Origin of the sequence: Brevibacillus gelatini (assembly GCF_003710935.1) — a bacterium.
GTDB lineage: Bacteria > Bacillota > Bacilli > Brevibacillales > Brevibacillaceae > Brevibacillus > Brevibacillus gelatini.
On record NZ_RHHS01000039.1, the window covers coordinates 61,444 to 74,131 of the forward strand.

Below are 12,688 nucleotides of genomic sequence, written 5' to 3' on the forward strand. Positions count from 1 at the left end.
GATTACGGCAGGATGACCAGATTGCTGACGACCGGTCTCTCTTTGCCGCCCGAAGGCTTGTTCAAAATCTTGCCGTTGTAGTAAAACGCGCTGGAGCCGCCGCCATCGAGATTGTAGGCGTCGACGACGTGGAATTCCTGCAGCTTGCGTTGCGCTTCTTCCAGCGTAACGCCTTTGCTCCAGCCTTCCCGTCTGCCGTCGATGACGATGAGCAGCAAGTCGCCGTTGTCAAAGTGTCCGATGAGCGTGCGCGGCTGGCGAGCGTTGGCCCAGTCGCGAGGGATCGGCAGTCGCTTCCCGTCCTGCAGCAGTCTTGGCAAAAAGCTGGCCCCCTGCAAAATGCCCTGCTGGGTAATTTGCGCCTGCGTGGTAATGTTGGCTCCCACCAGGTGGCCTTTGTTGTTAAACCCGACGAAGCTCAGCTTGGAATTGTTGGAAAACGTGCGAATCTTGCCGTCGACAACCGTAATGCCAAGCGGTGTCAGATAGCCTTTGCTGTCGCTCATGAAGCCGCCTGCGTTGATCGCCAGTACAGCTCCGGTGCGTTTTCCGGCTTTGCTCGTCGTCTCGCCCTTGCTCTTGACCGAGTCGTTGGCAAGCACCATTTTCAGTGCGTTCGGGTCTTTCAGGCGAACTTTTGCCATGTATCCGCGATAGCCTGCTTCCTGCAGCGAATAGACTTTGACCGTCGATCTGTTCCCGAAGGACTGCCCGATCGGGTCGCCGAGCATGTTGGACAAAATCGTGTCCAGCACATCGGCCGACTTTTGCGTCTGCGATTTGCTCGTCGCAAGCAGGTTGTTGATGTGCTTGCTCTGCTCTTCGTACTCTTTTTGCTCCTTTTTGGCGCGATCGCGGATGTCCTCGACCACGCTTTCCACGTGGCGTATCGTCGTCTTGGTGTCGTTCAGTTGCTGCCCCAGCTCGTCCGCCAGTTTTTTCGACTGCTCCGAGTCGAGCTTCAAGCCTTCCGCCTGCAGCTTGTCCGCGGGATTGGTCAGGGTGAGGGCAAGCAAAAAGCCGAGCGCTGGCGCCAGCAGGAACAGAAAAAAGCGATTGACTTTACCAAGCACGAGCTGCATCCTCCAGTTTTTTCAGCGATGTCTTCAAATCCACCAACTGCTTGTTCAACTGGTCGATCCGATCCTGCAATGCTTCTTTTGTCTTGTTCGTCCCGCCGATCGTCTCACCCGTCAATTGCAGGTCTTCTTCCAAACTGCCAAGACCCGTCTGTACCTCTTTCAACTCTTCCTGCACCAGCACGAGTTGTTCGCCCAACGCTTTCATCTGCTTCTGGTTGTCTTCCTGTATCTGATCGATGCGCAGGTTCACAAGTTGCTGCTGCTTGTCCAGCGTATGGGCAGTAAAGGCGTAGCCAGCGTAAGCGAGTCCTACCCAAACCAGTACAGCGAGTGCGACTGGCAATAGAGGCCGCTTGCCTTCTGTTCGGGAGGGAAACAATGCTTGAAACAGGCTGCCTCGTTTGCGTCTGTTCGCCTGCTTCCCGTTTGCCGGGAGTGGCAGAGTAGTAGACGAAGTCGATGACGCTTCCATGTAATTGTCGTTCATCGGCTCCCTCCTCCTTTCTGTGACATAGAGTGAGGTTTTATTATACCATAGTTTATTTTTCGACAAGGCTTTTCCAAAAATAGTGGAAATTTTGCTCAAAAAAAGAAGATACCGCGCTTCGTGTCTCTGCCGGTATCTTCCCACGTTATTTCCCCAGGCTCCACTCACTTTGCAGCGTGCGGTACAGCCGCTGCAAAAATAAAATCGGCGCTTCCTGGCGCGCCTGCTCCTCGCTGTATTCCAGCTTTTTTTGCAACAGACGGGCGATGTTTTCCGCCAGTTCAAGCTTTTTCGCTTCCGCCAGAGAGGACTGCCGCGTAATAAAGGCCGAGAGCAGTTGCCAGTCCTCGCGGGTCAGCGCCTGTTTTTGCTGCTCGGTGAGAACAAGCGGCTCTGCGGGCACAGCCCCCTGTTTTTGTGCCTTTCTGTTCCGGAAAAGACTTGTACGACCCCCGCTCTCGACGACGACAATTGTCCCTGCGACCAGATCGCCAATGCGTTTGTCGCGAGGGTGGAAAAAAGAGACGAGCGCCCCCAGAAAGTAGCCCGACGGGAGATTGTCCACGATTCGGAACAGGTTGCGGATCGTCGACGACAAAAACGTGATCGGCTGGCCGTTGTCGCGGATGACGCGAATTCCCATCCACTTTTTCCCGACGGTCTGTCCCGACCAGAACGCCTCCAGGAGCAAAAAGTAGCCGAAGTTGAGGACGAAAAACAGGAGGATGACAATTGCGACGGCATAGTTGTCTGTATCCAGGAAAAAACTCTCTTCTTTCCCAAATAAAACTATACCAATCACGATAAATACAGTAAGATTAACCAGAAGCAAAATGACGCTGTCGATCAGCTGGGCAGCAGCCCGACTGCCCAAGCCCGCTGTCTGAAACCGCAGCATCACATGCTCAGGTGTGACAACGGATGCTTCGCGACCTGCCTGATTCACGGATGGATTTTCATTCATTTCGGTTCGCTTCTCCCTTTTGCAATTCTAGTAGACTCTAATAGATAAGGAGGCCTTATCCATGGAAATCACTTCATTTTGGCACAAGCACAAAGCCTCTTGGGCCGAACTGGAGCAACTGGTCGAACGGTTCACCCGGCAAGAGCGGCAGATCACGGCCGCAGATATTGACCGTCTGACCCATTTGTACAAAAAAGCTTCCGCCCATTTGGCGCTGGTCCGCTCGTATCACCCGGCGGACGAAATTACGCTCTACCTCAATGAGCTCGTATCCCGCGCCCACAACCTGACGTACAAGCAGCAGTCGGGAAGCTGGCAGCAGCTGCGGCATTTTTTCGGTGTCCATCTGATCGGGCTGATCCACAAGCGGATCGGATTTATCGGCATGGCCGCCCTGCTTTTCATCATTGGCGGCGTATCCGGGTTTGCGGCGGTGCTCGTTGATCCGCTCAACCTGTACTACGTGCTGCCCCAGGGCATGGCCGAGCAGATTGATCCGACGAGACTGGGGGAAGGACACGATGCCATCAACAGCCCTGTCATCTCGACGATGATTATGACCAACAACATGAAAGTCGCCATTCTCGCTTTTGTCAGCGGGATTACGTTCGGTCTCGTGCCGATCTACGTCCTGTTGTTCAACGGACTGCTCGTCGGGGCATTGGCTGCCGTCTACTACCAGGCAGACAGCAGCTACGCTTTCTGGGCGTACATCCTCCCGCACGGCGTCATTGAACTGACCGCGATCTTCATCGCCGGAGGAGCCGGCCTGCACATGGGCTACCGACTCCTCGTGCCTGGGCGCTATGCCCGCAAGTATCAGTTTTTGGAGGCGGCCAAGGAATCGGCCCAGTTGCTGCTTGCGACCTTGCCGCTGCTGTTTGTGGCAGGAATCATCGAAGGGTATGTCACGCCTTCGTCACTCTCCCTGGAAGCAAAGTACCTCGTCGCCGCGGCCACCTTGCTGCTTTTGTGCCTGTGGTATTATTTCGGGCGCAGGCGTCAGGCTCACAATGCTTCTCTCGCCTTGATTTCCAAATAAGCATTTATCACCGTCAGCGTCAACTGATCGGCCGGAACATCGAGCACCTGGATGCCCGCGCCGGTCATTTTTTGTTGAAACGCCCTGCGGTCGAGCTGGAAGCGCTGCGCCACTGATTTGATGTAGGCCAGGCGGCTGTTTTCGACCGGGACCTGCGTCCATTCGTGCAGCAGCGGGTCCGCTTGCGAGAGCAGCAAAAACAGGTGCGAGCGGCGCATTTTCCACAAATAGCTGGCCAGCAAGTCTTCGACCAAGTAATTTTCCATGTCCGAGAACAGCACCATCAGGCTGCGCCGCTTTTGCTGGCGGTGTATAAATTCCAGCGCCTTGGCCGGATCGGCCTCGACGAAGTCATGGGTCAAATCGTAGGTGGCTTCCAAAATCGTGTGCAGATGCCCCATCCCGCGCCCTGGCGGAATGTACGTCTTGATCTCGTGGGAATAGGCCAGAAACGCCACCTGATCTCCCTGGCGCAAAGCGACCGCAGCCAGCGTGAGCGCGGACTCGAGCGACCGATCGAGCCTGCTCTCGTTGTCCAGCTCCACGCCCATCAGCCTGCCGCAGTCGACGAGAATCGTAATGACTTTGCCGTGCTCTGGCCGATACTGGTTCGTCATCAGTCGCCGGGTGCGTGCCGACGCCGACCAGTTGATCGCGCGCGGATCGTCGTCCGGAACGTACTCGCGGATCGCGTGGAATTCAGAGCCGGATTTGGCGCGGCGCAATATTTTTTTGCCGTCGACGATCAGACTGTCCTGCAGCGAGTTCAAATAGCCGCGCACTTGCGACAAATCGGGGTAAATCTTGATCGTCTGCGGAAAAGCAAAGCGGCTCTGACGGTGCCACAAGCCGATTTTGCCGCTCCAGCGCAAATAGAGCCAGGAAAATGTATAGTTTCCCCGTTCCGTGCCGCGGGTCTGATAGGCGATGCGCGACTCGCCGCTTTCCATCCGGCCCGAGATCGGCCCTGTTTCCGCAAAAGAGTGCGGCAAATCGTCCATCAGCACGTAGGAAATCGGCTGGCCGCTTCGGTTCGTCATTTCTACCTCGACCGTAAACGACTGGCCGATGTCGCTCTGCTCGGGAAGCACGCGGCGCAGCTCCAGATCGTTGCGCCTGGGCAGCGTCAGCCAGTCGAGCACGCTCGCCACACAGACAAGACCGTTGTACAGCCAGAAAGCTCCGTACCCCGTGCCCATGAAAAAGCCGACGACGGCAATCGGAGTGCCGACAAGCAGCAGGATGAGCAGCCGCTTCGTCGGCAAAACGAAGCGGTCTGCCAAAAAATCAGCGAGGGACCGGAATAGCGGCCAACGTTTCTTCGATGATGTGGTCACTGGTGCCCCCCTCCAATTCTACCTGCGGTGCCAGGATAAGACGGTGCCGCAGCGCAGGCCGGGCGACCATTTTCACATCATCCGGCGTCACGTACTCACGGCCGTCCAAAAGCGCCCACGCCTTGCTGGCCATGAGAACGGCAATCCCGGCACGGGAGCTTGCCCCGAGCAGCAGCCGTTTTGTTTCCCGCGTCTTGCGAATCAAAGTCGTAATGTATTCCAAAATCGAATCGTCGACCACGACGTCCTGCAACTTGCGCCGCTGCTGCAAAATATCGTCCAGGCTGCAGATCGGCGCTTGCCTTGTCTTTTGCCCGCCTGTGGGCTGGACGTGCTGGAGCAGAATCTGCTTTTCGTTCTCATGCGACGGATACTGCATCGTCAGCTTGAACAAAAAGCGGTCGAGCTGCGCCTCCGGCAGCACGTAAGTTCCTTCGTACTCGACCGGATTTTGCGTGGCGACGACGAAAAACAGCTCGGGCAACGGGTACGTGACGCCGTGAATCGTCACCTGGCCTTCCTCCATCGCTTCCAAAAGCGCCGCCTGCGTTTTCGGCGGCGTGCGGTTGATTTCGTCCGCCAGCAGCAAATTCGCAAATACTGGACCTTTGATCGTCTCAAAGCGGTTGTCCTGCATGTTGAAAACGACGTGGCCGATAATATCGGAAGGCATCATGTCAGGCGTAAACTGGATGCGTCTGCTCTCTCCCCCGATCAGCCCCGACAAGGTGCGGACCATTTTGGTCTTCCCGATCCCGGGCACTCCTTCCAGCAAGACGTGACCGCCAGCAAGCAGGGCCGCCACGAGCAGCCGAATGTTTTGCCGCTGTCCGACCAGTTCCTTTTCCATCTGTTGCAATAATTGCTCCACGATTGTTCTGTCACTCCTTCATCAGTAGCGTAATGATCTCATCCAGCAAAAGACTGTCTGCCAAAAGCCGCTTTGCCGAATATCCGGTTCCGCTGCGGGCTTGCTCCAGCCGATCCAGCAGCCGGGCAAGCTTCGTTACTTCCTGCTCGCTCCAGCGCAGCCCGGCACAGCGCAAAATCTCGGCGCGGTCCGCCTTTTGGTGAACGCCCCAGCGGTCGTGCATCAGTTGGCGCATATACGCTTCCCTGTGCGCCAGCGCGTCACGCGCAAGTCTCCGGCGCTCATACCAGCTCGACACGGCCAAAAGCGTCTCGTCCCCGCGGCGAACTGTCCACTCGCGCAACGTGTAGACAGGGCCAAAACGCTTCCCTTTCCACCAGACAAACAAGAGCAGCACGAGGGCCAGCTGCACAAACGCGGCCACCAGCCAGCCGGGATAGATCGCCAAAAGCCCCGGCTTCTCCTGCATTCCATGATGGTATTCGTCCACCCAGATCACCGACCAGCTTTTTTGCAAATGCGGCCACACTGCCTCGAAGTGAGACAGCTCCGCAATTTTTTGATTCGTCAACCAATCCGGGACCAAAAAGTACGAAATGCTTCCGGCTCCTACCTCGACTTTTCCCGCAAGGATTCCCTGGTCGTCGTAAAAGAGCGGCTCCAGCCCCTCTGCTTCTTTCCATCTGACCCGGGTCTTTGCCTTGCCCATCATCGCTCCGCCGAGAGGCTGGCCCTGGATGTTACGTTCCCGATTTCCGTTTCCTTCCATATATTTCGGTTCAAAGGGCAAGTCGGCCCAATGGATCGCCCGCTCGGAGAAAACAAACAGGTCGTTTCCATCGCTGGCCCACGCAAGCAAGTCATCCTGCTCGTTTTCAGTCAGATTGTCCGGCTCGACGACAAGCAACGCCTGTCCTGATGATGTCGGCAGCAAATGGGTCGGCTGCCGCCACTCCTTGACCCGGCTTCCTTTTTCCTCCAGCAAAAGCAGCACAGCCTTGATTCCGTCCGGCTGTGCCGACGCTGCCAGATAAGGCGGTTGTTTCGTGGCTACAGGCTTGACGATAAACCATCCGACGACGACGAGCAGCACGATCGCCACGCTGATGCCCACGCGATACGTTCTCAGGCTATTCATGCTGTCCCTCCCCGTCCAAAATCTGCGCAAGCTCGCGGACCCGCTCCAGATAGTCTGCTTTGTCCACAGCTACCTGCCCGTACCAGGCTTGCTCGAACGCCCTGGCGTAGCGGCGAAACAGCGGCTTCGCCTCCGGGTGGCTGGCTTCGATTTCGTCAGCGTATTCCCAGTTCGTTTTCCACTGTTCAATGCGAATCCACGACTGTTTTTGCATGTAGACGAGCAACGCCAAAAACAGCGAGCGTTCGCCCTCACGCCATTCTCCGCGCTCGGCATACTCCTTTGCCTCACGCAAGTAGTCGGCATGGGAGCGAATTTTTTCACCGTGGACAAACAGCGACGCCTTCCGCTTTTGCTCCCACATCATCCGGCGGTACAACCAGAAAATGAGCATGACCAGCAAAAGTGCCGCGACGAGCAGCACGACCGTCGATGCCGTCGTCGCTACACCCGCAGGAATGTCCGACCACGAAAACAGCCGGAACAGCCATTCGAGCAAAAAATCGATCACTTGCGCAAGCCAGCTCTCGCCTGCCGTGTGCCCGGTTTGAAATTCGTCGCGCTGCAAAATTTCCTGCAAATGCTCCTTGTCGGCTGCCCAAGGATTGGTGCTATTCATGTGCTGCTCCCGGCTCCTCAGCAGAAAAGCGGTCTGTCGACTGATCCAGCTGCTTGTTCATCATCTCCTGCAGGTCAGTTCCATCTTTTCGGACGCGCAAGTCAAAATAAACAAGCGCATAGACAATCGCCATCCACGGCATCAGCAGGCAGCTTAGCACAACCAGGATGATCTGCGAAATGATCGACGTCCCCAAAATGCTCAAGATGACAACCTGAATCCCGCCCGAAAAGGTCGAATACAAAAAGCTCAAAACGATGAAAATCGCAAAGATTCTCCAAAAATTCCCTTTCGTCAAACGCCAGCTTTGGTCGATGCCGACGCCGCCCTTTTCAAACAGGACAAGCGGCAAGTAAAAGCTCCATCTGAGCAGGAAGTAGCCTGGCACCAGAACCAAGCCGAGCAAAAACAACAGGTAGCCGAACAAAAAGACTATGAAGAACAGCACCGGATTGAAGTCGCTCCCCGCGTCCAAAAACGTTTCAATCGAGCTGCCGGTAACTATCGTGAACAAAAAGCCGATGAGCAAAAACACGAGCGTAAACCCGAACACCACCGCAATCGCGAGCAGTCCGTAGACGAGGGTGCTGCCGACAAGCGGCCAAAAGCGTCCCAATGCGCCTTTCAGCGCGGCTTTCAAGTCAACCGTTTGCTGCTCCCATGCAGATTTCGTCAGCAAGGTGGCGCCTGCAAGCAACTGCGGATAGGCCACTGCCATCGTCAGCGGTGCTACCAAAAACAAGTACAGCAAGAGCCGGGCGATGTTTTGGGTGACCATCTCTTCCTGCCCGATAAACTTTTCCCCCATCGCTTCCCAAAATTCCAGTCCTTCGGTATCCTGCATGAGCAGCGGCACATTGCTCAGGTCGATCAGGAGTAGCTGTTGCAAAAGCAAAAACGGACCAAACCAGATCAGAGCCAGAAGAAAGTACGCCCCAAAATGCTGGCGATATACGTTGAAGCTTTTGTCCAATAGCTTCCCCACTCCCATTGGGGTCATTGGTATTTGATTCATGGTGAAACCTCCGTCTCCCTTTTTGAGATTACCTGACTAGTATACACGATTTTCCATTTGTTTTAAAAAATTTCCGCTAAAATTACTAATCATTTCCTGCCTGATTTTCCCCGACACGGATATTTGTCCCTTTCTCTCTGTTTCGTGCTGAATATGATAAAGCATGACAGTAGGAGGTGCATATTCTTGCGATCAGCCAAAAAGAAGAAGCGGGCGAGGTCAGTTTTCCGCAAAAGACCTCGGTCCAATCAGACAGCCAAACGCTTGATAGACAGGCTCCACCGGATCGTCCGCCTCCATGTCCGCGCCCCGAATGTGAATGTAACCACGCCTGCTCCCACCGTGTCTGTCACAAGCCCCACGCCCAACGTCCAGGTCGAGGCGCCCATCGTCCAGTTTGAAGCTCCAAAGCCACTGGTCATCCCTGCTCCGGTGGTCAAAGTGGACGTAGAGGCAGAAGACACTCCCGAGCAGGAAAGCGTAGCGAGCTTGCGAAAAGAGCTGTGCAAATGCATGAGGGAAAACCGGACGGTCGAAGTCATCCTCACGTCCGATTGGGGACCGGACAGCCGCCCCTACCGGGTGGGGCAGCTTGCCAGAGTAGACGACGGCATCATCGAGCTGAAGCTTGACGGAAGCTACGGCAACTGCATTCTCATCCCGCTCAACCGCATTGTCGCCATCATTCCGGATGCCCTTCCGCCGGGAGAATCAGCCGTAGTAGACGAACAAGCAGAAGAGGAGGCAGCGCCCGTCCCTCTCAAGTTGATAGAGGGCTCAGGAAAAGCGCTTTGATCCTCTCGCCTTGCCCTCCCACTCCGGCTTGATTTTTTTGCGATTCGCCAAACAAAAAGCAGGAGTGGGAGAACTGCTTTTTCCACGCCTCGCTTGCTTCTCGTTTGGACGAGCTTGCTCCCCTGCCCTCGTGCAGTCAAGGCTTGTCCTCCCTTTGCGAAAATAAAGCAAACACCCACTTCTTTGCCTTTGTTTCGAAAAAAGTGGGTATTTGTGCATATTCAGTTCAAGCTACAGGTTCCGCCATACGTCCAGCACTTCCTGGGCAACGCGCGCCCATGTAAACCGCTGTTCCGCCAGTTGTCTTCCGCTGTTCCCCATTTTTCGCTGCAGGTCGCGATTGGACAGCAGCACCTTGAGCTGGTTGCTAAAAGACTGCGGATTTTCCGGATCTTCCACCAAGAGGCCGTTTCCGCCGATAATCACTTCGGCATTGCCGCCCCGTTTTGTCGTCACAAACGGCAGTCCTGCGGCCATCGCTTCGTAGTGGACACGGGCGAGCGGTTCCTCCCATTGTGAAGGACAGACAAAAATATCTCCTGCCCAGAACCAGTGGTGGATGTTTTCTGCCGCCACATAGCCAGTCGTGATGACCGGAACCGGGGAACGATCCGCGAGTGCGCGTACATAGGCGACATAGTCGCTGACTTTATCGACGCTGTACCAGGAGCCTCCGACCAGAACAAGCGCGATGTCGGATTTGTAGGCCGAAAGCTCGTTCATCGCCCGCACCAGAATGTCCGCCCCTTTTTTCGGGGTCAGTCTGCCGACGAACAAAATGACCTGCCTGTTCCCAAGGTTGTGAGCTGCCCGCAGCTCCTGGCGAATTTTTCGGGCAGTCTGCGAGCTTTCCCATGGAACGAACGTCTGCAAATCGACACCGGAATAGATCGTGCGCAGCTTCCCTTGCGCTTCCGGGTAGAGCGACGCAATGACGCGCCCTACATAATCGCTGATCGTGATGATCGTCGACGTGTTGGCAATGGCGCTCGCCGCTTCCTGCGGGGAAATTTTCGCCACACCGAACATGTCGTTGTGCATGCTCAGTACGATCCGTGCGTTCGGACATACTTCACGAATCATGGGAACCAGCCGCGGCCTGTTGAATACGTGGATCACATCGTACGGATTTGCCCGCAAAAACGCGAGAACTTCCTGCGCGTAAATTTCGAAGACGCCCTGCCCATTGACACGCACATAGCGAACATTTCCCACACGTTCGTCCATGGCGAGCGTCGGGTCCGACGTCCCTAAAATCGTCAGGTCGTGGTGCTTTCCGAGCGTATCGGCGATCCCGGTTATATACGTCTGGATGGCGCCGCCCCGCACCGGGGGAACGGGCAGCTTTTCCGTGCAGATCATGACTACCTTCATCCGAATTCTCCTTTCCTGACACGACTCATCGCATGGTTCTGCCTGTTTTTTTGGCTTTTGCCGCGCGCGGCTTCTTGGCCTGATTACTGGTCAATTTGCGGCTTGGAGCTGCTGCCTTTTTATAAGGATGCTTGACGGCTGCATGCTGAGTGCCTTGGGGAGAATTGGACCGTTTTGCAAGCTGGGTTCCTGTTTTTGTTGTTGCGTTCGACTTGCCAGTCTTTTTGAGCGCTTTTCCTGCGGGCAGCTTGGCGCTTGCTTTCTTGCCCGTTCTGCTTGCTGTTTTTGTCGAGCCTGTTGACGCTGCCTTTTTCTTCGCTGGTTTAACCCCGGCTTTTTTCACAGTAGCGACTCTCGGCTTCAGGCGCTTGCGCTGCGTGCTCGCTGGCATCGTTGCCTCTGCGGCAGGCAGCCCGGGATTAGGGAAGAGCACAACTTCTGGCAGCTTTTCCTTTTCCTTTTCCTTCTCCCGTTTCCCGCTTTCTCTTGCTGCTTCAATCGGTCGCGCTTCTTTGACGGGCGGCTTTTTCGCGGGCACAGCAGTTCGCACAGACTTGCGTTCTTTTTCAGGAAGGCGAATAACCTTTCCAGGTTCCACAGCGACTGGCTTGCTTTCCTCTTGCCGTTCCACGCCGACTGGCTTGCTCTGCTCTTGCGATTTCACACCTGCTGGTTTGCTCTCCGCTTGTGCCGCCGGAGTTGGCGAAGCGAGCTGCCATTTTGCCTGATCGGATGCACTCACAGGCGACTGGGGCACGGGCGTGGCCGGAACGACAACCTGGGTGTAATCGCCGGGCTGGTACTGGCTGATGTCTTTCGCCAGCTCCGCCAATGCCTGGTCTTTGGTCTGGTCGGTGGAGAGGACGCGCTGCAGGATGGCCTCTGCTTCCGTGTTCAGGAACGTGACCGGATCGTAAAACATTTCCTTCAGATGCTTGTAAAATTCATTTGGCAACGCCATGTCGATCAGAAGCACTTCAAACGACTCCCGATCGAGCGGGTTCGCCCGGTGATACGCTTCAATCATGCCTCTCATCCACGTCAAATCCCAGACACCCATATCGTCCATCGTGCTCGTAATCAGCTTGCGCAGGTCGCGGAACGGCAAATCGTAAGCCACACCGTCCAGGTCGATGACCCAAAGCCCGCCTGGTCCGTTCTGGCCATTGGACCAACCGTAGTCCTGATGGACCACTCCCCAGTGCGGTTCGCCCATCTGCACCATTCTTGGATAGGCAGACGCTTTCAGCCGCTCCAGCGCATCCAATGCTTGCCGCTCATACTTGTCGACGACAGACAAAATCGAGTTGCTTGCGGCCGTCTCCCGATAGGCTTTTGCCATTTCACGCATCCAGCCGATTTTTTTGGCAATCTTTTGATAGTAGTTGGGCCAACGGTACAGACGGGAAGAGTTTTTCGCCCCCTTTGGCGGCACGTATCCTTTCGAATGTCGATGAAATTCTCCCAGGCCGTAGCACAGCTCCTGCGCTCCTGCCAAGTCTACCTTGGTCGCTTGTGTAAGGGTGATCCAGTCCGTGACAATCCACAGCTTTCCGCCCTTTTCCACGAAGAGCTTTCCGTCTCTGGCCGGAATGAGCGCGGGAACTCTGGCCCCCTGCTTGACGACATACTCCTGCAAGCCAACGCTGAAAAGACTTCTCTCCGGCGTGCGGTGCAGCACTTTCAGACTGCGCGGCCCTTTGTCCGTCTCGATCCGCCAGATCGCGCCGCCTTTGTCCGGCTTCGAGGTAATCAGCGTCTTGCTCTTGACGGACATCTCGTATTCTTTCATGACGAGCTCCGCGATCGCATCGACTTCCGGAGGTACTTGCATATCCCAGTCGACTGGAGTGGGCTGGCTGTCGTCGCGGGTGGCCCAAGGCTTGATTACGTACTGTTCCATTTCATTCCCCCCGTTGTTCCATGTTAAAGCGCTCACCTTCTTCATAAATTATTCGTGCACA

The 12,688-nt window shown here is 55.7% G+C and carries 12 protein-coding genes; 2 read left to right on the forward strand and 10 right to left on the reverse strand.

Features of this window, described 5'->3' with window-relative positions; all coding sequences use genetic code 11:
• Positions 1-2: 2 nt before the first annotated feature.
• The 3 genes from EDM57_RS16405 to EDM57_RS16415 form a co-directional block, all read right to left on the reverse strand.
• A complete protein-coding gene (locus EDM57_RS16405; RefSeq protein WP_122905767.1) occupies positions 3-1,073 on the reverse strand; it encodes a phosphodiester glycosidase family protein in 1,071 nt (356 codons plus the stop codon).
• Positions 1,063-1,569, reverse strand: a complete 507-nt coding sequence (locus tag EDM57_RS16410; RefSeq protein ID WP_122905768.1) for a coiled-coil domain-containing protein — start codon at positions 1,567-1,569, stop codon at positions 1,063-1,065. Before EDM57_RS16410 ends, EDM57_RS16405 begins: the two co-directional genes overlap by 11 nt.
• A gap of 145 nt (positions 1,570-1,714) precedes the next feature.
• The gene (locus EDM57_RS16415) at positions 1,715-2,533 is read right to left on the reverse strand and encodes an RDD family protein (protein WP_122905769.1); all 819 of its coding nucleotides are present in this window, start codon (positions 2,531-2,533) and stop codon (positions 1,715-1,717) included.
• A gap of 61 nt (positions 2,534-2,594) precedes the next feature.
• On the opposite strand from EDM57_RS16415, the gene EDM57_RS16420 reads away from it, so the two are divergent.
• Positions 2,595-3,575, forward strand: coding sequence for a stage II sporulation protein M (locus EDM57_RS16420; RefSeq protein WP_122905770.1), 981 nt, complete (start codon positions 2,595-2,597; stop codon positions 3,573-3,575).
• Here the strand turns inward: EDM57_RS16420 and EDM57_RS16425 are convergent.
• From EDM57_RS16425 to EDM57_RS16445, 5 genes are read right to left on the reverse strand one after another with little or no spacing between them, the layout of a single operon-like run.
• Positions 3,542-4,912, reverse strand: coding sequence for a DUF58 domain-containing protein (locus EDM57_RS16425; protein WP_122905771.1), 1,371 nt, complete (start codon positions 4,910-4,912; stop codon positions 3,542-3,544). The two genes, EDM57_RS16420 and EDM57_RS16425, sit on opposite strands and share 34 nt — an antisense overlap.
• A complete protein-coding gene (locus EDM57_RS16430) occupies positions 4,863-5,783 on the reverse strand; it encodes an AAA family ATPase (RefSeq protein WP_122905772.1) in 921 nt (306 codons plus the stop codon). The genes EDM57_RS16425 and EDM57_RS16430 overlap by 50 nt, the downstream gene beginning before the upstream one ends.
• A gap of 10 nt (positions 5,784-5,793) precedes the next feature.
• Positions 5,794-6,921 (reverse strand): DUF4350 domain-containing protein, encoded by a 1,128-nt coding sequence (locus EDM57_RS16435; protein WP_122905773.1) that lies wholly within the window; start codon positions 6,919-6,921, stop codon positions 5,794-5,796.
• On the reverse strand, positions 6,914-7,540 hold the full coding sequence (locus EDM57_RS16440) for a DUF4129 domain-containing protein (RefSeq protein ID WP_122905774.1): 627 nt from the start codon (positions 7,538-7,540) through the stop codon (positions 6,914-6,916). The genes EDM57_RS16435 and EDM57_RS16440 overlap by 8 nt, the downstream gene beginning before the upstream one ends.
• Positions 7,533-8,555, reverse strand: coding sequence for an ABC transporter ATP-binding protein (locus EDM57_RS16445; protein WP_122905775.1), 1,023 nt, complete (start codon positions 8,553-8,555; stop codon positions 7,533-7,535). The genes EDM57_RS16440 and EDM57_RS16445 overlap by 8 nt, the downstream gene beginning before the upstream one ends.
• Positions 8,556-8,741: 186 nt before the next feature.
• On the opposite strand from EDM57_RS16445, the gene EDM57_RS16450 reads away from it, so the two are divergent.
• Positions 8,742-9,350: an OTU domain-containing protein gene (locus tag EDM57_RS16450; RefSeq protein WP_122905776.1), complete on the forward strand. Its 609-nt coding sequence runs from the start codon at positions 8,742-8,744 to the stop codon at positions 9,348-9,350.
• A gap of 231 nt (positions 9,351-9,581) precedes the next feature.
• Here the strand turns inward: EDM57_RS16450 and EDM57_RS16455 are convergent, their stop codons facing one another.
• Both EDM57_RS16455 and EDM57_RS16460 read right to left on the reverse strand, forming a co-directional pair.
• A complete protein-coding gene (locus EDM57_RS16455) occupies positions 9,582-10,724 on the reverse strand; it encodes a glycosyltransferase family 4 protein (protein ID WP_122905777.1) in 1,143 nt (380 codons plus the stop codon).
• Between the two features lie 25 nt (positions 10,725-10,749).
• A complete protein-coding gene (locus EDM57_RS16460) occupies positions 10,750-12,627 on the reverse strand; it encodes a CotS family spore coat protein (protein ID WP_122905778.1) in 1,878 nt (625 codons plus the stop codon).
• Between the last annotated feature and the right edge of the window lie 61 nt (positions 12,628-12,688).

Excerpts from the sequence above, each read along its gene's own strand:
- EDM57_RS16410 (WP_122905768.1), bottom strand. The coding sequence starts at position 1,569 with ATGAACGACAATTACATGGAAGCGTCATCGACTTCGTCTACTACTCTG.
- EDM57_RS16415 (WP_122905769.1), bottom strand. The coding sequence starts at position 2,533 with ATGAATGAAAATCCATCCGTGAATCAGGCAGGTCGCGAAGCATCCGTT.
- EDM57_RS16420 (WP_122905770.1), top strand. The coding sequence starts at position 2,595 with ATGGAAATCACTTCATTTTGGCACAAGCACAAAGCCTCTTGGGCCGAA.
- EDM57_RS16435 (WP_122905773.1), bottom strand. The coding sequence starts at position 6,921 with ATGAATAGCCTGAGAACGTATCGCGTGGGCATCAGCGTGGCGATCGTG.
- EDM57_RS16440 (WP_122905774.1), bottom strand. The coding sequence starts at position 7,540 with ATGAATAGCACCAATCCTTGGGCAGCCGACAAGGAGCATTTGCAGGAA.
- EDM57_RS16445 (WP_122905775.1), bottom strand. The coding sequence starts at position 8,555 with ATGAATCAAATACCAATGACCCCAATGGGAGTGGGGAAGCTATTGGAC.
- EDM57_RS16455 (WP_122905777.1), bottom strand. The coding sequence starts at position 10,724 with ATGAAGGTAGTCATGATCTGCACGGAAAAGCTGCCCGTTCCCCCGGTG.
- EDM57_RS16460 (WP_122905778.1), bottom strand. The coding sequence starts at position 12,627 with ATGGAACAGTACGTAATCAAGCCTTGGGCCACCCGCGACGACAGCCAG.